The sequence below is a fragment of the Serratia sp. NPDC087055 genome, from assembly GCF_044900985.1.
GTDB lineage: Bacteria > Pseudomonadota > Gammaproteobacteria > Enterobacterales > Enterobacteriaceae > Serratia.
The window spans coordinates 1555098-1578485 of sequence record NZ_JBJDOG010000001.1; the positions used below are offsets into that span (position 1 = coordinate 1555098).

The 23388-nt window shown below is 52.5% G+C and carries 26 protein-coding genes and 1 pseudogene; 7 read left to right on the plus strand and 20 right to left on the minus strand.

The annotated features are described in order from the left end of the window. Position 1: 1 nt before the first annotated feature. Together ACI2J2_RS07305 and ACI2J2_RS07310 are read right to left on the minus strand one after the other, a co-directional pair. A complete protein-coding gene (locus ACI2J2_RS07305; protein WP_404759752.1) occupies positions 2–532 on the minus strand; it encodes a chorismate mutase in 531 nt (176 codons plus the stop codon). Positions 533–649: 117 nt separating this feature from the next. Then, positions 650–1096, minus strand: coding sequence for an anti-virulence regulator CigR family protein (locus ACI2J2_RS07310; protein ID WP_404759753.1), 447 nt, complete (start codon positions 1094–1096; stop codon positions 650–652). A 462-nt stretch (positions 1097–1558) separates the two neighbouring features. Here ACI2J2_RS07310 and ACI2J2_RS07315 point away from each other — a divergent pair, with 462 nt between their 5' ends. Further along, the gene (locus tag ACI2J2_RS07315) at positions 1559–1738 is read left to right on the plus strand and encodes a hypothetical protein (RefSeq protein WP_209632944.1); all 180 of its coding nucleotides are present in this window, start codon (positions 1559–1561) and stop codon (positions 1736–1738) included. A gap of 54 nt (positions 1739–1792) precedes the next feature. Here ACI2J2_RS07315 and ACI2J2_RS07320 read toward each other — a convergent pair whose 3' ends face one another. The 6 genes from ACI2J2_RS07320 to ACI2J2_RS07345 form a co-directional block, all read right to left on the minus strand. Next, positions 1793–2674: a nucleoside-specific channel-forming protein Tsx gene (locus tag ACI2J2_RS07320; protein WP_209632943.1), complete on the minus strand. Its 882-nt coding sequence runs from the start codon at positions 2672–2674 to the stop codon at positions 1793–1795. Positions 2675–3068: 394 nt separating this feature from the next. After that, positions 3069–3341, minus strand: coding sequence for a hypothetical protein (locus ACI2J2_RS07325; RefSeq protein ID WP_209632942.1), 273 nt, complete (start codon positions 3339–3341; stop codon positions 3069–3071). Positions 3342–3413: 72 nt separating this feature from the next. Then, positions 3414–4307 carry an aromatic amino acid DMT transporter YddG gene (gene yddG, locus ACI2J2_RS07330; RefSeq protein ID WP_265557125.1) on the minus strand — a complete coding sequence of 298 codons (894 nt, stop codon included), beginning with the start codon at positions 4305–4307 and terminating at the stop codon, positions 3414–3416. 92 nt (positions 4308–4399) lie between these two features. After that, positions 4400–5770, minus strand: coding sequence for an APC family permease (locus tag ACI2J2_RS07335; protein ID WP_404759754.1), 1371 nt, complete (start codon positions 5768–5770; stop codon positions 4400–4402). Beyond that, the gene (locus ACI2J2_RS07340; RefSeq protein ID WP_404759755.1) at positions 5760–5957 is read right to left on the minus strand and encodes a hypothetical protein; all 198 of its coding nucleotides are present in this window, start codon (positions 5955–5957) and stop codon (positions 5760–5762) included. The genes ACI2J2_RS07335 and ACI2J2_RS07340 overlap by 11 nt, the downstream gene beginning before the upstream one ends. A 130-nt stretch (positions 5958–6087) precedes the next feature. Further along, positions 6088–7506, minus strand: coding sequence for a glutamine synthetase family protein (locus ACI2J2_RS07345; protein WP_209632938.1), 1419 nt, complete (start codon positions 7504–7506; stop codon positions 6088–6090). Positions 7507–7745: 239 nt separating this feature from the next. Here ACI2J2_RS07345 and puuD point away from each other — a divergent pair, with 239 nt between their 5' ends. The 4 genes from puuD to ACI2J2_RS07365 are packed head-to-tail and all read left to right on the plus strand — an operon-like array spanning position 7746 to position 11865. Then, positions 7746–8507 (plus strand): gamma-glutamyl-gamma-aminobutyrate hydrolase, encoded by a 762-nt coding sequence (gene puuD, locus ACI2J2_RS07350; RefSeq protein WP_265557128.1) that lies wholly within the window; start codon positions 7746–7748, stop codon positions 8505–8507. Then, on the plus strand, positions 8504–9061 hold the full coding sequence (gene puuR, locus ACI2J2_RS07355; protein ID WP_209632936.1) for an HTH-type transcriptional regulator PuuR: 558 nt from the start codon (positions 8504–8506) through the stop codon (positions 9059–9061). Before puuD ends, puuR begins: the two co-directional genes overlap by 4 nt. Before the next feature lie 15 nt (positions 9062–9076). Next, positions 9077–10573, plus strand: coding sequence for an aldehyde dehydrogenase PuuC (gene puuC / locus ACI2J2_RS07360; protein ID WP_209632935.1), 1497 nt, complete (start codon positions 9077–9079; stop codon positions 10571–10573). Positions 10574–10584: 11 nt separating this feature from the next. Further along, positions 10585–11865: an FAD-binding oxidoreductase gene (locus ACI2J2_RS07365; RefSeq protein WP_265557130.1), complete on the plus strand. Its 1281-nt coding sequence runs from the start codon at positions 10585–10587 to the stop codon at positions 11863–11865. Positions 11866–11905: 40 nt separating this feature from the next. On the opposite strand, the gene ACI2J2_RS07370 is transcribed toward ACI2J2_RS07365, so the two are convergent. Both ACI2J2_RS07370 and ACI2J2_RS07375 read right to left on the minus strand, forming a co-directional pair. Then, a complete protein-coding gene (locus tag ACI2J2_RS07370) occupies positions 11906–12661 on the minus strand; it encodes an SDR family NAD(P)-dependent oxidoreductase (RefSeq protein ID WP_061807606.1) in 756 nt (251 codons plus the stop codon). Positions 12662–12987: 326 nt separating this feature from the next. Next, positions 12988–13416, minus strand: coding sequence for a universal stress protein (locus ACI2J2_RS07375; RefSeq protein ID WP_265557131.1), 429 nt, complete (start codon positions 13414–13416; stop codon positions 12988–12990). Between the two features lie 267 nt (positions 13417–13683). Between ACI2J2_RS07375 and ACI2J2_RS07380 the strand changes: the two genes are divergently transcribed. After that, entirely contained in the window at positions 13684–14364 is a 681-nt protein-coding gene (locus tag ACI2J2_RS07380; RefSeq protein ID WP_265557132.1) for a hydrolase, read from the plus strand. A gap of 364 nt (positions 14365–14728) precedes the next feature. Here the strand turns inward: ACI2J2_RS07380 and cspA are convergent, their stop codons facing one another. From cspA to ACI2J2_RS07410, 6 genes and pseudogenes are all read right to left on the minus strand, one after another. Further along, positions 14729–14941: an RNA chaperone/antiterminator CspA gene (cspA, locus tag ACI2J2_RS07385; RefSeq protein ID WP_012006483.1), complete on the minus strand. Its 213-nt coding sequence runs from the start codon at positions 14939–14941 to the stop codon at positions 14729–14731. A 356-nt stretch (positions 14942–15297) separates the two neighbouring features. Beyond that, a complete protein-coding gene (locus tag ACI2J2_RS07390) occupies positions 15298–15942 on the minus strand; it encodes a Qnr family pentapeptide repeat protein (RefSeq protein WP_265557133.1) in 645 nt (214 codons plus the stop codon). A 127-nt stretch (positions 15943–16069) separates the two neighbouring features. Next, a pseudogene (locus ACI2J2_RS07395) lies at positions 16070–16234 on the minus strand (DUF3658 domain-containing protein); the annotation flags it as partial. Between the two features lie 12 nt (positions 16235–16246). Further along, complete coding sequence (locus ACI2J2_RS07400; protein WP_404759756.1) at positions 16247–16813, minus strand: DUF1835 domain-containing protein; 567 nt, start codon at positions 16811–16813, stop codon at positions 16247–16249. Positions 16814–17055: 242 nt separating this feature from the next. Continuing rightward, positions 17056–18132, minus strand: a complete 1077-nt coding sequence (locus tag ACI2J2_RS07405) for a gluconolaconase (RefSeq protein ID WP_404759757.1) — start codon at positions 18130–18132, stop codon at positions 17056–17058. Positions 18133–18329: 197 nt separating this feature from the next. Next, positions 18330–18539 (minus strand): hypothetical protein, encoded by a 210-nt coding sequence (locus ACI2J2_RS07410; protein WP_209632928.1) that lies wholly within the window; start codon positions 18537–18539, stop codon positions 18330–18332. A gap of 173 nt (positions 18540–18712) precedes the next feature. On the opposite strand from ACI2J2_RS07410, the gene ACI2J2_RS07415 reads away from it, so the two are divergent. Next, complete coding sequence (locus ACI2J2_RS07415; protein WP_404759758.1) at positions 18713–19063, plus strand: GFA family protein; 351 nt, start codon at positions 18713–18715, stop codon at positions 19061–19063. An 82-nt stretch (positions 19064–19145) separates the two neighbouring features. Here the strand turns inward: ACI2J2_RS07415 and ACI2J2_RS07420 are convergent, their stop codons facing one another. The 4 genes from ACI2J2_RS07420 to ACI2J2_RS07435 all read right to left on the minus strand — a co-directional run bounded on the left by ACI2J2_RS07420 (position 19146) and on the right by ACI2J2_RS07435 (position 23034). Beyond that, positions 19146–20318 carry a Gfo/Idh/MocA family protein gene (locus tag ACI2J2_RS07420; protein WP_404759759.1) on the minus strand — a complete coding sequence of 391 codons (1173 nt, stop codon included), beginning with the start codon at positions 20316–20318 and terminating at the stop codon, positions 19146–19148. A gap of 14 nt (positions 20319–20332) precedes the next feature. Then, on the minus strand, positions 20333–21256 hold the full coding sequence (locus tag ACI2J2_RS07425) for a TIM barrel protein (RefSeq protein ID WP_404759760.1): 924 nt from the start codon (positions 21254–21256) through the stop codon (positions 20333–20335). Positions 21257–21465: 209 nt separating this feature from the next. Then, a complete protein-coding gene (locus tag ACI2J2_RS07430) occupies positions 21466–22503 on the minus strand; it encodes a LacI family DNA-binding transcriptional regulator (RefSeq protein WP_404759761.1) in 1038 nt (345 codons plus the stop codon). A 114-nt stretch (positions 22504–22617) separates the two neighbouring features. Continuing rightward, entirely contained in the window at positions 22618–23034 is a 417-nt protein-coding gene (locus ACI2J2_RS07435; protein WP_209632923.1) for a DUF2000 domain-containing protein, read from the minus strand. Positions 23035–23388: the final 354 nt, after the last annotated feature.

The following is a 23388-nucleotide window of genomic DNA, read 5'->3' on the forward strand; positions in this document are numbered from 1 at the left end:
GTCACCCCGCCTTGCTTACCCTGACGGCCAGCAAGGCGGTAAATAAGCGCTGTTTGTCAGCCTCGCTCAGGTTGGCCTGATCAATCGCGTGAATAAAGGCACTGCGACTGGCCTGCGTCAACGAACCGCTTTTCACCTCCGTCGCCAGCTGCTGTAAAATACGGCTACTGAGTTCAGCAATCTGCGGCCGTACGCTCTCGAGCGGGCGCGGCTGCCAGTCACTTTCCGGCTGCGCCAGCCAGTCTGCGCGATAACGGTATTGGATTGCCTTGGCCGCGTCCATTTGTGCCTTGATAAAGGGCCTGACAGAAAGCGGATCCAATCCTAAACGCCCCGCTTCTGCCTCCGCACTTGCCAATACGTTGGCCTCTTGCGCCAAATCCTCAATAGGCAGATTGCGTTGTGCCTTATAACCCGCAACATCTTTCATGTAAGACAACCGCTGGTTTACCAGCTCACCGAGTGCCATGTTGCTTTCAGCCAACGAGGAAAAACTGACCAGACAACAGGCAATTAATAACATCCTGAACATGACCATGTCCTTATTTATTTGCCTAAAAACAATAAGGATAAGAGTTCACCACGAACCTTGGGTTCAGGCAAATAAAAAGCCCCGCCGAAGCGAGGCTCTACGCAGCAAAATCCCGCGTTAATTAAACACGCCATTGATCACTGATGCTACCAATGCGGTGCTCAGCGCGACCAAGACCAGGTCGTCACCGGCAATACGCCATTCATAGCCTGGATAATAAGGCAAATCATGGCGCATCGATGAGGGCACCATTTTCTTGGCGATGCCTGGGGGTAACGGCTTGCCACGCGCCAAATTTTTGGCAATACCCGGCGGTAAAGAACGGTACCCGGTCAGCCCATAGTTCACTGCCAGAGAGCGTGCACGCTCACGAGAAATACTGACTGAAACCATGCCTTGGTCGCTATCGTTTCCTTTGGCCTTATTACCGTGGTTACCGTTATTGCCATGATTACCGTTGTTGCCATGGCCGTTCCCCCCTTTATCAGCCAATGCCGGTGCAGATGACAGGCCCAACGACGCGATCAGCGCCAGCACGGTGAAGGTAATATGAGGTGTACGCATGGGTGTCACTTCCTGCATGGGTTATTGCCTCCAATATTGGCGCAACTGTCCACATAAAGCATGCGGAAAACTCTGAGATATTTATCCCCTGGAATGAGGACGCACCCTTCAGATGAAAATACGGTCCCCCACTGCAAAATAACTCGATAAAACCGAATGATTTGACTGAGATTTTTCTTGCAGAGAAATAAGCCTTGTCGTAGTTTGTGAGGGTCACAAAAAAGAGTGAATCTGCTCTTTTTCGTCGCACCTCAAATTATTTTTCATCACCCAAAGTGATAATTCGGAATACTTCCCGCCACTCCGTGCGGGATTCTTTTTGCTATAAAACTGACATCATATGCACCACACCAGTGCTTTTTGTTGAGATTTAGTTGCCAATACTTTAAATTCGGCGTCTGAGAAACCTTAACCTCCCGCAATGGCCAGGTGGCAACTGACGGGCGTTCAGGAGCAAAAGACATGCAAATGACCCTCATGGAATACATCACACAGCACTTTAATGGCGATCTTCACCGCTACGCGCAATCTGAAGGCGTGAGCCGTGAACAAATCATCAACTGGATCAATAATGAATGCCATGTAATCAAAGGACGATTATTTATGCCGGTAAGACATTTGCCGGGTGAACCTGCGCAGTGATGACAAAAAAAACCCCGCCAAAGCGGGGTTTTCTGTTTCTGACACCACGGAAAATCAGAAGTTATAACCGGCTACCAGGTAGTAACCCCAACCGGTGGATTTAATTGGGCCCTGCGGAGTGCCGATATCAGCCCCATCCTGCCACTGGCCACCGTTATGGAAATAACGGGCAACAAACGAGTAGTGCCAGTGATCGTAATTCAACGCCAAGATATGGCTGGAAGCAATTGAGTTACTGGTACGCACTTGCTTGCCGGTACCGTCGGTCCAATTGCTGTCTTTGCCCAGATCGGAACCAAAGTCAAAGTTGGTAAAGCCGATGTAGCTCAGATTGCCACCCCACAGTTGGGTCAACGGCACAAAGTATTTCACTTTGAAGCGGTAACCATCCCAGCTGTTTTCGTTGGCAGCCTGGTAGTTTTCCCACTGGTATTTTGCATAGATGTTCATCGACAGGCTCATCGGCAGACCGGTGTCGATGTCGGTACCCAGACCCATGTACCAGGTATTCTGGCGACCATCGGCATTGTGGCCCAGGTCATAGATGTAGTTGTTAGCAAAGTACCATTCTTTGAACGGGCCGAAGCTCAGATCGGTACCGGTCAGTTTGTCGATGGAGAAGCGCGGTTCAATCTCCATAAACATCGGTGAACCTTTGTCCCAGATGCCACGATCCGGCGTGTTACCAACGCCGAAGAACTTAGGTACGTCAACGTAGCCATAGAAGTCGAACCAATCTTTTTTAGCGAAGGCTTCATACTCCAGGTAGACGTCGTTGTTCAACTGAGGTCCGAAACGGGTATGGTAGCTGCCTACCACGTTAACGCTCTGGTGCCACCAATCTGAAACGTATTGGCTGTCTTTGCTATCAGCCATTGAAGATGCACTGTAAGACGCTGCGAGCAGTACACCTGCTGCGAGAGCTATTTTTTTCATTTTATTACCACATGCTTAAAGGGCCATTTCCTGCCCGTTAGAAAAGATGACAATGAGTCTGACGACACCTGGCGTTGCCTCCGCTTACAAACTCTCGGGCGACGCGCGCATTATAGAAATCACTGGGTGTAAGAATCTGTGATCCAGTTATGCATTTTGCGAATAGGTAATCGATTGCGTTCACATTTGTCAAATTATGTTTCATGAAAATTCACGATCGCTGTGATTTTTGTCATGCCCGGTAAATTTTTAAGCAGTTTCTGTGCCAATTATGTTCAACACAAAAACGTAACCAGGTCTGTCGTCAAAATGAAAATGCCAGCGCTTTTAACGCTGGCATTTTGGGGAAATCTACGGTGATAAACGGGGAATACCCTCCCCCGCTGGTCAAACTTCAGTTAACGGCGGGCAGAGCTTTCGCGATATTCTCCTGACGGAAAACCACCTCCTGCCCAGGTGCGATCTCCCACTCTTTGGGTGGAATATCCACTTTGGGTGCGGCAGCGATCACCGACCCCACAATCAACTTGCCTTCGCGACGCAAAATACTGACATCCAGTTGGTATTCGTGGCGCAAATTAGCCGTGGTCAGTCGCACGGTATCACCGCGCATATAGCTTTCATCATCAATAACTGGCTGCTGAATGAATTGGATATCGTCTCTCATTTTCATGTTCCTTCATGCAGAATCGCTAGTTAGATTCTAGTCCAACATCGGACAATCGGTTGATAATTTCCGTTAATTTCCTCGGGTTGCCCGCCAGCACACTAATGAGCCCAACGTGACCATCACCACCCCCTGCCAAAAATTGGCCGTCAGCGCAGTCTCCAGCACGAGGGCGGCAAATACCGCTGACAACACCGGCGTAAAATAGGACACCGTCGCCAATAACGTCATATTGCCATGCAGAATACCGACGTTCCACGCCGCGTAGCCCGCCCCCATCGCGATACCCGCACATAGCAGCGTCAAGGTCACGGGCAGGGTAAATTGCATGCCGCTTTCGGCGCTAAACGCGTACTTCAGCCATAACGCCACGGCGGTCAGCGTAATAAACAGCACGACACCGTTTTGGCCCTGCGCAATTTTCTTGGTCAGATTGCAATACAGTGCCCAAATCACCGCGCCAGCAAACGCCAGCGAATAGCTCAGCGGATTGCTACGCACATTTTCCAGCATTTGCGCCGGTGACCAACCGCCCTCGCCGCTCATGATCCAGCCGATACCGAATAATGACAGTAACAACCCTGGCACCAGCCACCATTTGGCTTTTTGCCCGTTGAATACCAGCGCCATCAGCACGGTAAAACAAGGCCAGAGATAGTTGATCATCCCAACCTCAATGGCTTGCAAGCGGGTATTCGCGTAGCCCAGTGACAGTGACAGACAGATCTCATAGCTGACAAACAACAGGCTACCGAGGATCAGATAGGCTCGCGGGAAATGGCGAAAATTTGGCAGCCGCAGCACCAGCAGCAAAAAAATCGCGCTGACGCTGTAAATCATCGCCGCACCGCCAATAGGCCCCAGCCCCTCGCTAACGCTACGTATCAGGCCGACAACGCTGCTCCACAGCAAGATCGCTAACAGGCCGAGTAATGTGGCTCTATACTGGACGGGGAAAGAGGGCATCGATGAAATCCAATAGGTTATTTTTTATCAGGATTTTCACTCTACTGCCCACAGGAAAAAAAAGAAAGGCGGGCGTCCCCGCCTGGCTTGGGTTATTGCTGCGGTTGTCGCTCAAACTGCGGAGGTGGCTGGCGGAAACGCCGGGTGAGATACACCAGGTAACCAAAGCCCAGAGCGGCCCAAATCAGTCCCATGGTTAGCGAGCTTTTTTCCAGATTCAACCAAAGTACGCCCACCGTCAGAGCCCCCACCAACGGCAGGAACAGATAATTGAAATGGTCTTTCCACGTTTTGTTGCGGCCCTCGCGGATATAAAAATGACTGATCACCGACAAATTGACGAAGGTGAAAGCCACCAGTGCACCAAAGTTGATCAATGCCGTGGCCGTGACCAGATCGAATGACAGCGCAGACAACGCCACCAGCCCAACCAACAGCACGTTCAACGACGGCGTGCGCCACTTCGGATGGATATAGCCAAAATACTTTTCCGGGAACACGTTATCGCGCCCCATTACATATAACAGCCGCGACACGCTGGCGTGTGAGGCCAAACCGGACGCCAAAGTGTTAATAAAGGTAATGCAGAGGAAAATCGATTGGAACAGCTTGCCGCCCACATACAGCGCGATTTCAGGCAATGCCGCATCTGGCTGGTGGAAACGTTGAATAGAAGGGAAAAACAGCTGAATAAAGAACGACACGCTGATGAAAATCACCCCACCATACAGCGCGGTCAAAAAAATAGCGCGTGGAATTACCCTGGCGGCGTCGGGCGTTTCCTCACATAACGTGGTGACCGCATCAAAGCCAAGGAACGAAAAACACAAAATGGTAGCACCGGTAATAATCGGTAGCAGATGCGCGTTCTCACTCACGAACGGTTGCAAACTCCACACGGTGCCCAACCCTTCACCGCTGTGCAAACCGCGCACCACCAGGAAAATAAACACCACAATGATGGCAACCTGAGCCAGAACAAATAACGTATTGAAGTTGGCCACCAGATTGACGCTTTTCAGGTTGATGGCAGTAATAATGATCACAAAACCCACCACCCATACCCACGGCGGCACGTCAGGAAACAAGGCGGTCAGGTAGATTTTTGCCAGCAGCGTATTAATCATCGGCAAGAACAGGTAATCGAGTAACGAGGACCACCCCACCAAAAAGCCGACGTGCGGATTAATGGCCTTCTGCGCATAGGTATAGGCGGAACCCGCCGTCGGAAACTGGCGCACCAGTTTGCCGTAGCTGATGGCCGTAAAGAGTACGCCAGCCAGCGCCAGCAAATAAGAGGCAGGCACGTGACCGTCAGTCAGGCCGGAAACAATACCGAAGGTGTCAAACACGGTCATCGGTGTCAGATAAGCCAGGCCCATCATCACCACTTGCCACAGCTTCAGGGATTTACGCAGCTGCGGTTTGGCTGCTTCATTACCGTTAATGGCATTAATCGTCATGGCTCTTCCCCTCTTTGTCCTCTGCTGGTAACTGGTTAACGTCATTCAGAGAGGCCGCGGGGAAACTGCTGCTCAGGCGGCGGAAAATGCGATGTAAAGACAACGGGGACAAGCCTGTAGATGGCCCGTATTTACTGCGGCTCAGGCACACGCCTGAGCAGACTGATGGTTCAGTTATGGATGTCATGATTATTTCCTCGCTGGCGTCCTGTACGCCAAAGTGGAAGAAATGCTGTACCGCTGCGCGCAGCTTCGCAGGCCACAGGATAGCCGGCGGAATGCGCCAGACGCGCGCGGTATAATGGATATTGAGTGGGTCAGGCGTTTTTCAGCATCCACTCGATTTCGGTTTCGGTGATCAGGCGCTCAAACTGCACCAACTCATCCGTTTTGCAGGCCAGGTAGACGTGGCTAAACCTTTCCCCCAGCAGCGCAGTCAGTACCGGCTGGTGTTCAAATTCGTACAGCGCATCACTTTGGCGGATTGGGAAAGGTAGCCCCTCTTGCTCCAGGCCGTTGCCGGTTACCGGCTCTTGCAAAGGCAACGTCGTTTCCAGGCCATAAACAATACCCGCCAAAATGGTCGCCATCACCAGATAAGGGTTGGCATCGGCGCCGGCCACGCGATACTCCACACGGTGGCTGTCGCGATCGCCACAGGGAATGCGCAGTGCCACAGTGCGGTTGTTGTGGCCCCAGGATGCCTGAGTAGGGACGTACATGCCCGGTTGGAAACGGCGGTAAGCATTAACGTTAGGTGCCAGTAACGCAATAGAAGAAGGCATCAGGGCGATCATTCCCGCCAATGCCTGTTTCAGTAATGCGGAATCTTCGCCGTCGTCGTCCGCAAGAACGTTATTGCCCTGCCTGTCCAACATGCTGATATGCACGTGCATACCACTGCCGGCGTGTTCTTCGTAAGGTTTTGCCATAAACGTGGCCTGCATGTTGTGGTTTTCCGCCACCATGCGGATCAGGCGTTTTAGCGCCAATGCATGGTCACAGGCCTGCAGGACATTGTCGGTGTGGTGCAGGTTGACCTCAAATTGGCCTGGCGAGGCTTCCGCCACCGCACCATCCGCCGGCAAACCTTGCATACGCGCCAGTTCATCAATCTCACTGAGCACATCGGCAAAGTGGTTAAGGTTATCGACGGAATAAACCTGGCTCTGGGTATTGCGTTCCTGAGTCCCCGGTGCGCATGGCGGCTGAAGATAGCCTTCCGAATCGCGCTGGCGATCGATGAGATAGAACTCCAACTCTACCGCTACTACGGGGGATAGCCCGCGCTGACGCAAACGCTGCCACACTCGGTTCAGCACATTGCGCGGTTCAACGTCAAAGGGAGTACCATCTTCATCCAGCATGGTGAGCAGTACCTGGCCGATGTACTGCGGATCCGCCGCTGACGGCGTCAATGTCCCCAGCACCGGCACGCAGATATGATCCGGCTCGCCCAGTTCTTGCCCTAATCCAGCCTCTTCGACAACGTTACCGAGAATATCCATCGCGAAAACCGATGCGGGGAAGTAACACCCTTTCTCCAGTTTACTCAGCCCGGCGACCGGAATGCGTTTACCGCGGAAACTCCCGTTAAGATCGGTCAGCAGAACGTCAACGTGCTGAGTTAATGGATAACGCTCCAGGTACTTCTTCACTTCACGCTGGAACGCGCTACTTCGCTTTTCTTCATGATGCTGAACAAAGTTTTCCACTTCTACTATGTTGGTCTGCATGATTCACCCGCCATGTATGTTTTTGTCTGTGGTTCTCACACTTATTGCCGTCGATGTTTTTTGACCATCTTGCTCAATATAATGTCCACCAATGAAACATATATGCAACAAAATTGTTTTGCAAGTGTTACTTTGAGTTTGAATATTGCCCATTTGACTGCTAGATTTATAAAATATTGAACGAAAACGGCAGTGGAGAAGCTTATCGTTCATAATTTCGAACATACCAAGGGGATAGCATGGGCAATATATTTAACAGACCAGTGGTCGGCGTAGTGATGTGCAGGTATAGGTTAAACGGGCACCTCACTCAGACCTTGCAAGAAAAGTACCTAAATGCCGTAGTAGCCGCTGGAGGGCTGCCAATCGCCCTGCCGCACGCGCTTGCGGAGCCGGAACTGCTGGACGCACTGCTGCCTCACCTCGATGGCATTTTATTGCCTGGCAGCCCCAGTAATGTGCAGCCGCACCTTTATGGTGAAAACGGCGATGAGCCTGACGCCGATCCTGGGCGAGATGAATTGAGCCTGGCGTTAATCCGCCATACGCTCGACAGGCGCATTCCCCTTTTCGCCATTTGCCGCGGCATGCAGGAAATGGTGGTTGCCACCCAAGGCACCCTCCACCGTCGCTTGTTTGAATTACCTGAATTACTCGAACACCGAGAAGATCACGACCTACCGCTGGAACAACAATACGCCCCTGCCCATGAAGTCATCGTTCAGGAAGGCGGATTACTCTCGCAACTGATACCGGATTGCAACAGATTCTGGGTGAACTCACTGCATGGGCAAGGGGCAAAAACCCTCGGCTCCAGCGTGCGTATCGAGGCCCACGCCGCAGACGGGCTGGTGGAGGCTATCAGCCTGCGCGATCAGCCCTTTGCGCTGGGTGTGCAGTGGCACCCGGAATGGAACAGTGAAGAGTACGCCCTGTCGCGTCTGTTGTTTGAAGGTTTCATTAGCGCTTGCCGACACTATCAAAAGGAAAAACGCCCATGAGCGATGTCAGCTTGGCACCGGGAAAACGCCTGTCACAGATCCGCCAACAATTGGGTCTGTCACAGCGCCGCGCGGCCGAACTGTCTGGATTAACCCACAGCGCCATTAGCACTATCGAACAGGACAAGGTCAGCCCGGCCATCAGTACCTTGCAAAAGCTGCTGACGGTGTACGGGCTGTCACTGTCGGCGTTCTTCGCCGAGCCGGAAAAACCGGATGAACCGCAAATTGTTATCGATCACCAAGATCTGATCGAAATTGGCAGTCAGGGGGTGTCGATGAAATTGATCCACAACGGCGACCCCAATCGCACTTTGGCGATGATGATCGAAACCTATGAGCCGGGTACCACCACCGGCGAACGTATTAAGCATCAGGGGGAAGAGATTGGCACCCTGCTGGAAGGCGAGGTGGTATTGCAGGTCAATGGGCAGGCTTATCATCTGCAGGCTGGCCAGAGCTACGCCATCAACACCGGCATTCCCCACAGTTTCAGCAACACGTCGGCGCGGATTTGCCGAATTATCAGCGCCCATACACCGACGACTTTCTGATCAACGGAGCAAGGCATGGACTTCCACCACTTACAGTATTGGCAACAACGGGCACAAGCCCTGAATATTGAGAACCGACTGTTTATCAATGGCCGTTATCAACCCGCCGCCGAAGGTAAAACCTTTGCCGTGGAGGATCCTGCCGCCCAACGCGAGTTAACGCAGGTGTCCCGCGGTAGCGGTGTCGATATTGATCTGGCGGTCAGTGCGGCGCGGGCGGCGTTTGAACGTGGGGACTGGTCACGGGCAGCGCCTGCGCAGCGCAAAGCCACCTTGTTACGGTTAGCGACGTTAATGGAGCAGCATCAAGAAGAGCTGGCACTGCTGGAGACGCTGGATACCGGTAAACCCATTCGCCATAGTCTGCGTGACGATGTACCTGGTGCCATTCGCTGCCTGCGCTGGTATGCCGAGGCGATCGACAAGGTTTACGGCGAAATTGCCCCCACCGCGGGTGATGCACTGGCGTTAATCGAACGCGAACCCATTGGCGTCGTGGGGGCTATCGTCCCCTGGAACTTCCCGCTGTTGTTAGCCTGCTGGAAGCTCGGCCCGGCCTTGGCCACCGGCAACAGCGTGATTCTCAAACCCTCTGAAAAATCCCCGCTAACGGCTATCTATCTGGGCAAACTGGCGCAACAGGCAGGACTGCCGGACGGCGTGCTGAATATTGTCCCCGGTTACGGTCACGATGCCGGCAAGGCATTGGCGCTGCACAATGACGTTGATGCCCTCACCTTCACCGGCTCCACGCAGGTCGCCAAGCAACTGATGATCTACGCCGGCCAATCCAATATGAAACGGGTATGGCTGGAGGCCGGTGGCAAAAGCGCCAATATTATCTTTGCCGACTGTCCTGACCTGGATAAAGCGGCACAAAGTGCCGCAGCGGGCATCTTCTATAATCAGGGGCAGGTGTGCATCGCTGGGACTCGGCTGTTGGTTGAAGAGAGCATTCAGCAAGAATTCCTGCACGCGCTGCGTCGACATGCTGCAGCATTCACGCCCGGCGATCCGCTCGACCCTGCAACGGTGATGGGCACGCTGATCGACCAAGGCCACTGCGAGAAAGTCGCTGACTATATCGAACAAGGTTTGAGCCAAGGTGCGACGCTGTTCCTTGATGGCCGCGAACACCCACAGCATGGTCACGCCGGGTATCTTGGCCCGACCATTCTCACCCAGGTGGATAATGCCATGAGCGTTGCGCGCGATGAGATCTTTGGTCCGGTACTGGCGGTCACGCTATTCAACGGTGAACAACACGCCATGCAACTGGCCAACGACAGCGACTACGGCCTGGGTGCCGCGCTCTGGACACGCGATCTGTCCCGTGCGCACCGCCTGGCTCGCCAGTTAAAAGCCGGTACCGTGTTCATCAATAACTACAATGACGGGGATATGACCGTGCCCTTCGGGGGTTACAAACAAAGCGGCAATGGACGCGACAAATCGTTGCATGCGCTGGATAAATTCACCGAACTGAAAACCACCTGGATTTCGCTGGAATAAGGGCAGACACCATGACTGAACACGTAAAAAGCTATTATGCGGCCTCGGCCAACAGCCACGCGCCCTATCCGCAGTTGAATGAATCCATTGAATGCGACGTCTGTATCGTCGGTGGCGGTTACACAGGCCTGTCCTCGGCGCTGTTTCTGGTGGAAGCCGGCTACAACGTCGTCCTGCTGGAATCTGCCCGTATTGGTTTTGGGGCGAGCGGCCGTAACGGCGGTCAATTGGTGAATTCTTACAGCCGTGATATCGACGTGATAGAACAACGCTACGGCCCGGAAAGCGCCCGCATACTCGGCAGCATGATGTTTGAGGGCGCAGAAATCATTCGCAGCCGCATCAAGCAATACGCCATCGAATGCGACTATCGCCCAGGCGGGATCTTCGCCGCGCTCAACAACCGGCAATATCATGCGCTGATAGAGCAAAAACAAAACTGGGAACGCTACGGTAACACGCAACTTGAGCTGTTGGATGCTGGGCGGATCCGCCAAGAGGTCAACAGCGATCGCTACGTCGGTGCGCTGCTCGATCACAGCGGTGGCCATATCCATCCGCTGAATCTGGCGCTCGGCGAAGCCGAAGCCGTTCGCCTGCAAGGCGGACGGATCTTCGAACAGTCTGCGGTCACCAACATCTTGCACGGTGAACCGGCGATCGTCAGTACGGCCAATGGGCAGGTGAAGGCACGCTATGTGATCGTGGCTGGTAACGCCTATCTGGGCGATAAACTGGAGCCGCGGCTGGCCAGACGGAGTATGCCGTGCGGCACTCAGGTGGTTGCCACTGAACCATTGGCACCGGAAGTGGCTCAGTCATTGATCCCACAGAATTACTGCGTTGAAGACTGTAACTACCTGTTGGATTATTACCGCATCACGGGCGATAACCGCCTGCTGTATGGCGGTGGCGTGGTTTATGGTGCCCGCGATCCTGACGATATAGACAACCTGATCCGGCCAAAACTGCTGAAAACCTTCCCACAGTTGAAGGGCGTGCGACTCGACTACCGCTGGACAGGTAATTTCCTGCTGACGCTGTCACGTATGCCGCAATTCGGCCGCCTTGAAAATAACGTGTATTACATGCAGGGCTACAGTGGCCACGGCGTGACCTGTACCCATTTAGCGGGCAAGTTGATTGCGGAGTTGATGCGCGGCGATGCGGAACGCTTTGACGCCTTTGCCAAGCTGCCACACTTGCCGTTCTTCGGTGGCCGCAATCTACAGATCCCCTTTACCGCTATTGGTGCAGCCTACTACACACTGCGAGATCGGATTGGCGTGTAAGGTTTACAGGCCCGGCGATGCCGGGCCTGACCGTTACGACTTAAACAATTTTAGGTTGACCGTCTGAGGCGGTCGCCCCACCATCAACCGGGATGTTGGCACCGTTAATAAAGCTGGCGTCGTCACTGGCCAGGAACGCCATCACCGCAGCCACTTCTTCCGGCTCTGCCGCTCGGCCCAACGCAATACGCTCGTTAAACTTGTCGCGGATCTCCTGCGGCCAGCCATTGGTCATATTGGTTTTCACCAGGCTCGGACAGACGGAGTTCACTCGCACGCCATCACCGCCGTGATCCAGCGCCATCGCACGCGTCAGGTTCACCACCGCGCCTTTCGCCGCGCAGTAATACGCGGCGCCCCAGTCCCCCCCCAGGCCAGAAACCGAAGCGGTATTAACGATACAGCCTTTGGTTTTCAGCAAATGCGGCATGGCGAATTTAGAACAGAACACGACACCATCAATGTCCACGCCGGCGATCCGACGCCAGTCAGCTACGCTGGTTTCCAGCACGCTGCCCGCGACGTGCACACCGGCATTATTCAACAATACGTCGATACGGCCCAATTTTTCCGCCACGTCGTTCATCATCTTTTCAACCGCAACGTGGTCGGAAACATCGATATGCACCGCCAATGCCTTGCCTTTTGGCAGTGAGGCGGCCACCTTGTCTACCGCATCCTTCGCCCAATCAGCCAGAACCACGGTTGCCCCTTCGGCAGAGAACCGGCGTGCCGCCGCTTCCCCCATCCCATTGCCGGCCCCGGTGATAACGACCACTTTATTGTCGAAACGCATAAGAACTCCTCCATGTGAATGTATTTTTATAAGTCATACAAATCCTGATTAAGTCCGAGGATAAAACTCATGGGGGGTGAGGGCCAGTCAAAACGTGCGGTTTTATAATCAAAAAGAGGTATTCATTGTAAATTCAAGGCGTCAGGGCAATCACTATCGGAATTAGGCCAAGCCTTTGATGCCATTAATAAAATAATCATGCGTGATTATTTTTAAGCTGTATTATCAGAAATGAATAAGTTCAAGAACTGTTCTATGTTGTCATCTGGTTGATAAGCAACCGTTATAGAAAAACCCGGACTGCATCTTGGGCAGCCCAGGATGGCTTATTTTTTCTCAATGGGCACAACCAGCAGATCGATATTCAACTGATTGATCGCTTGTCGTGTCGACGACATCAATCGGCTCCAGATATCGTGATGGTGGCCAAAGATGATCAGGTCAAAACCTTTGTTCTTTGCCGCCCGATTCAGTTCTTCCGTCAGTTCGCCACGCCCAATAATCACCTCTTCAACCGGATAAGATGACCGTTCCTTGATCGCATTGAGCATATTCTTTACACGTTCAGAAAAGGTACGATCGGTGTAGTTATATTCACCGATCCCCAGTTCGGCGTAATAACCGGCATGATGGATATCGATATAAATCAACGATAGTTTGGCATTCAGCTCGCTGGCCAGCCTGGCCCCCCTTCCGAGCAAGAATTCAGCATCTTCACTGAGATCCGTTGCAACAACGATATGTTGATAAGTCACGATGACTGCCCTCCACATCGAGCCAATAAACAGGACCGCGCTCCTTGCAATAGACGTTTCGCATGTCTCTCATGCAACTTAAGTTTAGTTCAGCGATTAAATCATCGCCCTCCCGCGTTATTGTTCTGTTGATGGGACGATGTATCCTGATTTCACCCTCTACCGAAAATCCTCACCATCCCTAGACTAAAGGCAGGTGCTGAGATTCAGCCCGGCTTTTTTAACGTTAATTGACGTTCCATCTACCGATGAAAGAGGAATACAACTATGAGCACTCCAGCAAACTTCAATGGTCAGCGTCCTGTTATTGATGCTAATGATGCCGTTATGTTGCTGATCGATCATCAAAGCGGCCTGTTCCAGACCGTCGCCGACATGCCAATGACTGAGCTGCGCGCTCGCGCTGGCGCACTGGCCAGTATCGCTACGCTAAGCAAATTGCCGGTAATCACCACGGCTTCAGTACCGCAAGGTCCTAATGGCCCCTTGATCCCTGAGATCCACCAAAATGCCCCGCACGCAAAATATGTTGCCCGTAAAGGCGAAATCAACGCATGGGATAACCCAGACTTTGTCGCTGCGGTTAAGGCTACCGGGCGAAAAACGCTGATCATCGCCGGTACCATTACCAGCGTTTGCATGGCTTTCCCGTCAATAAGCGCAATCGCCGATGGATATAAAGTGTTTGCTGTCATCGATGCGTCGGGCACCTATTCAAAAATGGCGCAGGAAATCACCCTGGCGCGCGTAGTGCAGGCCGGTGTAGTTCCGATTGATACTGCAGGCGTAGCTTCTGAACTTCAGGGGAGTTGGAACCGTGAGGATGCACAGCAATGGGCAGAGGTTTACACCAAAATATTCCCGGCCTATCAGTTGCTCATTGAAAGCTATGTTAAAGCGCAGGACGTCGTGAAAAACAGTGAAGTACTGGATTCTCAGCGAAGCTAACCACCGTCTAATCTGATCATTAGGCATAAAAAAACCCCGGCCGCAGGCCAGGGTTATCAATGTTTGTCGGTTACTTTCCCGACTGTCATGTTATGGCGTAAGCGTCCATCCAACACTCCAACCTTACGCAGCCTAAGCACAACTTTTTCACAACAGAAAAATAGACTGAATCATCGTCGTTATTATTGTTACGACGCCAATCTCTTTTGCTGTTGCCAATAACTTCCGTTATTGAAATACGCTTAATTTATTTTTAGATAAACTCCAGGTAATCCTGGAGTTTATTCAGGCATTGCATTTATTTCTCATCTGCTCAGGTTTACACCGTCTTCGCTATCGCAAGAAATAAATCACTACCTACAAATTATAAAACGACGACGTTGCCGGCAGAAGGACCTTTCTGACCGTTTTCGATAGTGAATTCAACGCGCTGACCTTCATCAAGCGTTTTGAAATCATTGCTCTGGATAGCGGAGAAGTGTACGAACACGTCTTTGCTGCCGTCTGCCGGAGAGATAAAGCCAAAACCTTTACCTGCATCAAACCATTTTACCAAACCAGTCATTTTAGTAGACATAGATATTTCCTTTATATTTTTGAGACGCCATATGGCGATAGAGGTCTGTTTTTGTTGGAAACTTATTGGGCACTAAAGAAGGAAATTCGCGGGAGAAGAGGTATCTATGGATATCACTAATACTGAGAACTGCTTTACTAAAACTGCTTTCATAAGGTCTGTACTACAAACCGATGGCGTTATTTATACACGAGGGAATTATTTAAGCAAGGAATATTTATTATAATATTTATACACACCTCTTATTATTTATCCGCCGCAGCGCCAGCCGTCGCGAACGGGAAGGGCCTCACGGCCCTTCATAAAACATCGCCGGCAGCGACAAGATTGCAGCTTGAAAGGCGCTGGGCATAACCCTAGCCGATAACCGCAATACCCAGCCGCTCCATCATTTGAAACACCTGGTAGCTGTCCAGTTTCACGCCCTGCAGATCAATGCCACGCAGGTCTAACTCACCCAGTTCCGAATTGGTCAGATCGCAATGCGTAAAGTTGGCCGCACGCCAATCAAAAGAGGCAAACTCGCCACCGGACAGGTCAGAACCGCTAAAGGTCGCACCAAGGATCTGTGCACTGTTCCAGCGGTTTTCCCATAGCTCACACTTCTCCAGTACCACTTTTGAAAAGTTGGCGTAGCTCAGGTTGGTTTTGGTGATGTAAGCGCTGCAAAACCAGGTGCGTGCGGTGATCATATTCATAAAGCTTGCGCCGCGGAAATCAGCACCCTGCGCACGACATTCGCGGATTTCGATGCCCAACGCGCTGGCATTTCTGAAGTCCGCCATCGACAGGTCGCAATTTTTGAAACTGGCGTCCTTCAGCAGCGCACGGCTGAAATTACCGCCCTGCTGGCTCTCGCGATCGTAAAACTGACAGTCAATAAACTCGGTACCGGTCAGGTCGGTACCCGAGAAATCGCAGTTAATAAAGCTGCCGTTTTCAATCTTCTCGCCGGTAAACCGGTTACGGCCAATCTTTTCACCATCCAATACCAGCGTCATTGCGAGATACCTGTTTATTTGTACAGTCAATGCCGCATTATAAACAGAAGCCGGGGTCGGATAAAACTGCTTTGCCCCGCTTTATCCGCCCCACCGCACAAAAAATCACAACGCGGGGTGAGCACGATTAAGCCTGCCGCACCTGGAGAAGGTTCATGTTCACGCCGCCGGTCTGCGCCTGCAATATGCCCCGCTCAATCAACGCGTACAGTCGGAAATTCAGAAAAGTGTCGCCGACCCCATAGGGCGAATTCACCCTTGCGTTGCCGACCACCCGGGAACCCTGGGTGTAATCGTTGGGGCATTATTGCAACAGCAACGGGTCGTGGAACTCCAGCGTTTTCCCCTGCACTTCTCCCTGTGCAAAGATCCGCACTGGGGCGTTCTCCTTCAGCAGTCTATACCAGTCGGTAATGAGCGCCACTTGGTCTTCGGGTGGCAATTCACGCCGGCGAACCCACAAAGATTCGAGCGTTTCAATCGGACAGCAACCGGTGGTTTCATGTCCGGCAAGTGCGGTGACGTTAACCACAAACACCGGGTGTTCACGCAGTAATGGCAGCAGGGCACGCAACATTAATTGCTCATCGGCGTTGTCGCCAATCCACAGGGTCACCTGCCCGGTGATCGCAGCCAACTGCTTTTTTAAGCTTTCCATCGCCGTCAGGCGTTGTGCAGAGGTGTCCCAATCGGGGGCGTTAACAGAGTGGTGCAGATCTTGAAACCAGCGGGATCGGGCCTGAAGACCCTGCTCGTCATCCAGCGCGCACAGCGGCCCAAATGACAGGTTATCGGTGAAATCCAGTACGTCCTCTCCCGGGTAAGCCAACCGCACGCAGCCACCCGACAGTGCAATATGCACATCTTTCATCAACGCTCTCCTCGCCTATTCCCTAAAATAATCCTGAGATGAATTCTGCCAATTTTTTTCCGCTATCAGTAGACAAAAAATCCGAATTTTCCCGCCTGAATAGCACAAAAAAACCGCCTCAGTGAACGCCACTTAAGCGGTTGATGATTGCTGCCAGGATTGACGATCGCGCCAGCCATCGGCCCCATGCGCTGCCGCTTTCAGTTGAAAATCCACGCCCCATCAGTGGGCGTTACGGCCCTTCATGGCAACCCGGAGACATTTTGGCCATCGCTAAACGCCACCTTGACGATGCTGAACGCGCGCGTGCGATCGGCATTCGCGGTATCGGCAAAGAGGCGAGGATAACGTGAATTGACAACCCAAACCTCACCATCCTTGACTGCCGCCGCAGTGGGTCCATCCAATCCCGGCGGCGTGACAACAGCGGTAATGCGCGCGCTAGCCCAGCCGTCGGATGAAGAAAGCAGCGTCACATCCCCCGACATGCCCTGCCCGGTGCCAGGGAAAGACTGCACCACCACCAGAGTGTCGGGGTTTTTAAGACGTAACCCGTCGGGCCCTTTCAAACGCTGTGGCAGCTTGATTTCGCTTAGAGCGTGCCTCCCATCCAGCGCCACCTTCCACAACAGACCACGGGAATAGTCCCCGGCAATCAGATAGCCGTCCGGGTGGTAAACAATTCCGTTGAGATAAGGTTTCGCCCCCGACGCCGCCGTGGTCGTGGCGGGCATCAGACGTTCGGAACGCACCAGTATCGAAACCGCCTTGGTTGCCTGGTCGATTTTATAAATCTGCGGCTGGAAACTATCGGTAACGTAGACATTGCCTTGCGCGTCGAAGGCCAGATCGTTGGCGAGCGTCGGTCCTTTGCTCAACGGCGAGAAATCATAGACATGTTGCAGCGCACCTGTATCGGGATCAAACTCGAGCACCTGCGCCACGCGATTGTGCGTACCGGGTGAAGACGTGAGCGCAATGCCTACATCTTCGTTGCATACCAGCATGCGGTTGCGCACGGCGTCAACGACAATGCCGGAAGTCGTGATCTGTGAACGGTCGACGGCGAAAGGCCTGTAGCGCCCATCCTCATAAACCAGGCCGATCTGCCCGCCGCGCAGCGACGAAACCAGAAACGCCCCGGCGCGCTCATTCCAGGCAATGCTCTCGGGGTATCCCCCAGCGGCATCAGGCACAAAGGTGATAACCTGCGCGCCCTGGGTCGGCGCGGCAGTCGCAAAGAACATGACGACGCTGACCAACAGCGTAATACCACCAAAGCGCAGCGGTGAAGTTGATGATAGGGTGTTCTTTAACATGACAGGGAACCTGGTAATGAACCGGATCTGCATAGTAGGTGGGTGCTGAAAACGGCACTAGTCGGGAAAAAGGCAATACGCTAATGAAAAAATCACAGCAATCATGCGATGGCTGTGCGCTCAACGCGGTTCGCCAGCAAAGCTGGCACAAAAAAACCGCCCTTAAGACTTAGGCGGTTTATTCTCGTTTTCGGCGTTTATTTCAACGCTTCCTGAATGGCGTCAGCCATCGGGCCAATGTGCTTTTCGGCCGCTTTAAGCTGGAAATCAACACCGTTTCCGTCGTTGGTGTCGGATAATGTCGCCTTGATCAGCTCCAGTGCGGCTTGCACAGCCACCAGTCTTTTATGTTGTTCGTCCGTGATCGGTTTGGAACTCAGGGTGGCTGGGTAGTATTGCTCTAACATCACTGTCTCCTTGTCATTGCCTTAATCACTAACTTAACAGAATTTAAAGATTTTTCTAATACAGCCGTCCCAAAACCGCTTTCCCACTTCAGGTCCAGTACACCAGGCCAATCAATAGGCTAAATAGGTGAACTATAATTGGACGAACTGAGATTTTCAGCAGGTGAGCCATTATGTCATTTCAAGGAAGCTGTCATTGCGGTGCCGTCACCTTTACGGTGAACGCCGATCTGCCCCATGAAGCCCTGAGTTGCAACTGTTCAATCTGTCGCCGCAAAGGCTTGTTGCTGGCGTTCTTCCCGATCAACACCTTTGTGCTGAACAGCGGTGATACCTTGCTGCGCGGCTATACCTTTAACAAACAGGTTATCCAGCACCAATTTTGCCAAACATGCGGCACCGAGGCGTTTGCCTATGGGAAAGGTCCGGACGGTTCGGAGATGTGCGCTGTTAACCTGCGCTGCGTGCCCGAACTGGCACTCGAGTCGTTGCAAATCCACCCCTATGACGGTGCCAGCGCCTGAGCCGTCGCGAATAGGCAGACAACACAATGGGCTTGCCTGCCTATCCGCGATAACCCCTACGATGAGGTTGCACTACGGCACCTCAGCGAAACGCCACCCAACTGGCGCCAGCATCGGCCGACCGCACGCAGTTTTCTACCCAACGCACGCCCATCGCACCTGCATGCACGTCGGGGTACCATAGATCGGCCAGAAATTCGCCGTCCCCTCGATCGCTAGCGTCCATGGCCAGCGCAAAGCGCCTGTAGAGATTTGACCACGCTTCAAATAATCCTTCCGGATGACCGCCGCCAATACGATCATCCGCCAACGCCATAGGATCGAGATAGGGCATACCACGCTCCAGAATGCGTACCGGTTCCCCCTGCACTTCAAAACGTAGTTGGTTAGGCTGTTCATCCCACCATTCCAGGCTCGCCTTTTCGCCAACAATACGCACCTTCTGCCCGTGCATCGATCCGCTGTTAACCGCCGAACACCACATGGAACCCACAGCACCATTATCATATTCCATCAGCACAAAGGCGTTATCTTCCAGCGGCGCTCGGGTTTTAACAAAACTCTGGCGGCTGCACATCAGGCGTTTGATCTTAAGCTGCGGCACCATGGTTTCCGACAAGAACAATGGATGGGTCGCCAAATCCCCCAATACATAGCTGGGGCCAACAAAACGTGGATCTACCCGCCAGCGGGTACTGGGGTTTTCTTGCTCCACCGGCGCCGCGTGAAATCCATGAGAGAACTGCATGTTAATAATGCGTATTTCGCCCAGCAGCCCATCGGCGATCATCTGTCGCGCCTGATGTATTAGCTGGTGCCCGGCGTAACCATAGGTGACGCCAACAATCTTATGGTGCTTTTGGCTCAGTTCGATCAGTGTTTGCGCCTCTTCCGTGGTGAAACACAAGGGTTTTTCGCACACCACATGTAAACCGGCCGCCAGCGCCGCTTTACAGATAGCAAAGTGGGTATTGTTTGGCGTAGCAATGGAAACCGCTTCAATGCCGTCCGCTCTTGCGGCCTCCTCGCGAAATAACGTGGCGTAATCTGGATAACAGCGCTCCGGTGCCACCCCCAGGCTTTGCCCAAAGCTGCGCCCACGTTGCGCATCGATATCAAACGCACCAGCCAGCAGGGTGAAAGTCCCATCGCGCTGTGCCGCAGAACGATGAATATAACCAATCTGGCTGGTGCCGCCGCCGCCGACCATGCCCCAGCGCAGCGATCTTCCCAAAGGTTTAATGCCGTTGATCATCACGTTTCTCCTGATTAAAAGCCGATGTTTCGCAAATAGTTAAGGCTTTCCGTAACATCGCGCAGGCTACCCTGCGCATGACGCGGATCGCGCTCCTGCTCAATGGTGATCCAGCCCTGATAACCACGTGCCGCCAATAATTCACGCACAGCCGGATAGTCAATGGCTCCCTGGCCAAGAGGACACATCACCCCTTGCGCGCAAGCCGTAAAGAAGTCCAACCCACGCGCCAATACATCGTGAAATACCCGTGGGTTAACGTCCTTGAAATGCAGATAATCAATGCGCGTGAAGTAACGGTCGAGCCAGGTAACGGGATCCATTCCGGCGTAGTAAAGGTGCCCGGTATCCAGGCACAGCCCGGCGGTTTGATGCGGGATTTGGGCGGTCAGTTGTTCGATCTCATCAGCAAATTCGATACAGCCCCCCGCGTGCGGATGTACAACCGGCCGTACGCCATACTTCTGCCAGGCAATCTCGCTGACGGTAATAATATGGCTGATCATTCTTTGCCAATCGTCTGGTGACAATCGCGGTGCCAGAGAAGACTGCCCGGCAAATTTCGCCCGCTGCGGGTCGCCGAAATCAATAATGACCAGATAAGGTGGCGAAAAATGAGGGGCGCGGTTTTGTTGCGCTTTTATCGACTGCGATAAGTTGCGACAAATGTTATGTGTCAATTCAAGGATATGGCCGAAGTTATGCTCACTGACCAGATCGTCAAACAGGGTTCCCGCCACCAGCGATAGTCCATGCCGTTGCAGCTCGGTATTCAACGTCAGGACATCGGTCGGTAAGTATCCCCACGGCCCCAGCTCTATGCTGCGGTAACCAGCCGTACTTGCCTCCTGCAAGACGGTTGCGTAAGGCGGAAGATGCGGATTGTTAGGGTCATCCACTCCCCAACTGCAAGGTGCATTGGCGATAGACAAAGTCATGATTTTTGTTCCGTAGCGAAGTAGGCGTGGCGTCAGTATCAAACAAACGTTTCAAAATCGGCAATGACGAAAATTTCATTTTTTGATAGCGATCGCGTTAATTTTTATCACAAAAATGATAGTTTTTTATCAAATCAAGACGAGACGGCTTATAGAGGGGCTTAGGGAATTGGAACCGGGGAACGGCCCCCGAACAGGGAGCCAGGCAGTCAAATATTTTCTTGGGTGATCAAATCAAAACGATTAATGACATGTATAAAACCGGACGAATCATGGGTTACAGCCGACACAAAAGTGTTGATAACCGTCGCGGCAAACTCAGTAATGCGGTGTCTCAACATCAAATCCAACGTGCCATCAAACAGCGCCATCTCCCCTCCGTCCACCGGGCCATGGCAAACCAAGGTAATCTCATGTTGCCTGCCACTTCCTCGCAGCGCCGCGATAATCCCCTCAACACCGCCACAAGGTGCATAGAGGGCCACCAGCTCAGTATGTTGCGCCAGCAAGGCCTGAGTTACCTGCCTGGCGCTTTCTGCCTGTTCATGGTTGCGCACCGGTTCAAGTACCCGATGGCCGCTCTGGTGCTCACGCAGGTAAGAGCGGAAGCTGATTTCGCAGGTTTCCTGGCACAAAAAACGGTTATCACCGATGATCACACCAACGTCTCCTGGCTGTCGGCATAATCTCTCCACCGCCCAGGCAGCGGTACGACCAGCCTGCTGGTTATCCAAACCAATATAGCCAGTGCGGCTGTGCACTGACAGATCCGACAGGAGCGTAAACACCTTGACGCCCCGCCGGGTCGCCTCTTCAACGGCGTAACCAATCATCGGGTTATCCAACGCCAGTACGCCGATAACGTCAACACGCTGGCTTAGGGACGTAATGGCTGCGGCCGTCTCATTGACGGCACTGATATCATGAAAAATGAACTGCGGGGGAGAGGCAGGATCGTGATATAACGCAGCCTGTTCCATCAGGCTATCAGCCAATTGGGCGTAAAACGAATGCGCCTTCCGCAGCAGGATAAACCCCATTTTTACCCGAACAACCGGTTTCCCGGCCGTTTCAAACAAACGATGCGATTTCTCCAGGGCGAACCCCAATTTTTTCGCTGCCGCAATCACCTTGCGTTCCGTTTCTGGCCGCACCGCTGCTCGTTGATTTATCACCCGGTCAACCGTGGCAATGCCGACATGTGCCTCTCTGGCGATGGCGGCCAGGGTAGTTTTCTTACCTGCCATACTCGTCTCCCATCATTATTCTGATAGAAACTATCATGACAAATGCGCCTGACGAAACTCGGCGGCAGCGTTTGTGTGATCGGGCACGTTAATGAGGTATGGCGGAGACAGGGTTTACCGATAAACGGAGAATTTTTTCGTTAGGGGCTTAAGCTGTTCGGTGTCTCCGTACAGCGCTACGGCAACGAACTCCAACTTTTCGTACTCTGTATTCGCAGTATCCGCGATCTGCTGCTCAGCAGAGTGCGACAACATGGTGGTGGTGAAGAAGTTTGCCAGCACCGCCTCTTCCTTACATTTAAGGATCAGATTGCTGAGCTGGCTGCTGTTTTTCGCCTGCAGGATCACGATCGGGTAATGGCTCATATTGGCGCTGACACCGTCGATAGCGCTAGGGTAATGATGGAATTCACGCTGTTCGATCAAATCGGTAATGCCTGCCGTCAAGTGACAGGACGCGTTGAACAAGGTTGCAGGTTCGTGGTTGCGGTTCAGGATGATATAGAACTTCTTCTCATTGTCGCTGTACATCGTTTTCTCCTTTGGTGTTGACATCAGTGTTACCCAGACTGTCGATAGTTTTCAATGATATCGATCAGAGCCGCCGAAAAAAAATAACATGCTGCATCATTATGACAGTGCCCCACTCTCGAACCAGACAACAAAAAGATAAATAGAACCGTGTTGAAATTATAGAAATAAAGATAATAAACAATTATAAAAATAAAAAATCAAAACCGAGATGGTTATGTCAGTAATAAACAGGGTAATCACCTGATACTACTTAATTTCCCCTCATCTCGACAAACACAAATAACCTTAGTTATATCAGAAAAAAAATAATACCATATGGATTTAATAGAAATAATAAATCAAATAAAACAA

What these genes read in the sequence shown, in the direction of transcription:
- ACI2J2_RS07370 (WP_061807606.1), bottom strand. Translation starts at nt 12,661, where the DNA reads ATGCGTTTCGACAATAAAGTGGTCGTTATCACCGGGGCCGGCAATGGG.
- ACI2J2_RS07315 (WP_209632944.1), top strand. Translation starts at nt 1,559, where the DNA reads ATGCAAATGACCCTCATGGAATACATCACACAGCACTTTAATGGCGAT.
- ACI2J2_RS07420 (WP_404759759.1), bottom strand. Translation starts at nt 20,318, where the DNA reads ATGATCAACGGCATTAAACCTTTGGGAAGATCGCTGCGCTGGGGCATG.
- puuC (WP_209632935.1), top strand. Translation starts at nt 9,077, where the DNA reads ATGGACTTCCACCACTTACAGTATTGGCAACAACGGGCACAAGCCCTG.
- ACI2J2_RS07380 (WP_265557132.1), top strand. Translation starts at nt 13,684, where the DNA reads ATGAGCACTCCAGCAAACTTCAATGGTCAGCGTCCTGTTATTGATGCT.
- ACI2J2_RS07305 (WP_404759752.1), bottom strand. Translation starts at nt 532, where the DNA reads ATGTTCAGGATGTTATTAATTGCCTGTTGTCTGGTCAGTTTTTCCTCG.
- ACI2J2_RS07325 (WP_209632942.1), bottom strand. Translation starts at nt 3,341, where the DNA reads ATGAGAGACGATATCCAATTCATTCAGCAGCCAGTTATTGATGATGAA.
- ACI2J2_RS07310 (WP_404759753.1), bottom strand. Translation starts at nt 1,096, where the DNA reads ATGCGTACACCTCATATTACCTTCACCGTGCTGGCGCTGATCGCGTCG.
- yddG (WP_265557125.1), bottom strand. Translation starts at nt 4,307, where the DNA reads ATGCCCTCTTTCCCCGTCCAGTATAGAGCCACATTACTCGGCCTGTTA.
- cspA (WP_012006483.1), bottom strand. Translation starts at nt 14,941, where the DNA reads ATGTCTACTAAAATGACTGGTTTGGTAAAATGGTTTGATGCAGGTAAA.
- puuD (WP_265557128.1), top strand. Translation starts at nt 7,746, where the DNA reads ATGGGCAATATATTTAACAGACCAGTGGTCGGCGTAGTGATGTGCAGG.
- ACI2J2_RS07335 (WP_404759754.1), bottom strand. Translation starts at nt 5,770, where the DNA reads ATGACGATTAATGCCATTAACGGTAATGAAGCAGCCAAACCGCAGCTG.
- ACI2J2_RS07430 (WP_404759761.1), bottom strand. Translation starts at nt 22,503, where the DNA reads ATGGCAGGTAAGAAAACTACCCTGGCCGCCATCGCCAGAGAGGCACAT.
- ACI2J2_RS07320 (WP_209632943.1), bottom strand. Translation starts at nt 2,674, where the DNA reads ATGAAAAAAATAGCTCTCGCAGCAGGTGTACTGCTCGCAGCGTCTTAC.
- ACI2J2_RS07405 (WP_404759757.1), bottom strand. Translation starts at nt 18,132, where the DNA reads ATGTTAAAGAACACCCTATCATCAACTTCACCGCTGCGCTTTGGTGGT.
- ACI2J2_RS07400 (WP_404759756.1), bottom strand. Translation starts at nt 16,813, where the DNA reads ATGAAAGATGTGCATATTGCACTGTCGGGTGGCTGCGTGCGGTTGGCT.
- ACI2J2_RS07365 (WP_265557130.1), top strand. Translation starts at nt 10,585, where the DNA reads ATGACTGAACACGTAAAAAGCTATTATGCGGCCTCGGCCAACAGCCAC.
- ACI2J2_RS07410 (WP_209632928.1), bottom strand. Translation starts at nt 18,539, where the DNA reads ATGTTAGAGCAATACTACCCAGCCACCCTGAGTTCCAAACCGATCACG.
- ACI2J2_RS07340 (WP_404759755.1), bottom strand. Translation starts at nt 5,957, where the DNA reads ATGACATCCATAACTGAACCATCAGTCTGCTCAGGCGTGTGCCTGAGC.
- ACI2J2_RS07345 (WP_209632938.1), bottom strand. Translation starts at nt 7,506, where the DNA reads ATGCAGACCAACATAGTAGAAGTGGAAAACTTTGTTCAGCATCATGAA.
- ACI2J2_RS07425 (WP_404759760.1), bottom strand. Translation starts at nt 21,256, where the DNA reads ATGACTTTGTCTATCGCCAATGCACCTTGCAGTTGGGGAGTGGATGAC.
- ACI2J2_RS07435 (WP_209632923.1), bottom strand. Translation starts at nt 23,034, where the DNA reads ATGTACAGCGACAATGAGAAGAAGTTCTATATCATCCTGAACCGCAAC.
- puuR (WP_209632936.1), top strand. Translation starts at nt 8,504, where the DNA reads ATGAGCGATGTCAGCTTGGCACCGGGAAAACGCCTGTCACAGATCCGC.
- ACI2J2_RS07390 (WP_265557133.1), bottom strand. Translation starts at nt 15,942, where the DNA reads ATGACGCTGGTATTGGATGGTGAAAAGATTGGCCGTAACCGGTTTACC.
- ACI2J2_RS07415 (WP_404759758.1), top strand. Translation starts at nt 18,713, where the DNA reads ATGTCATTTCAAGGAAGCTGTCATTGCGGTGCCGTCACCTTTACGGTG.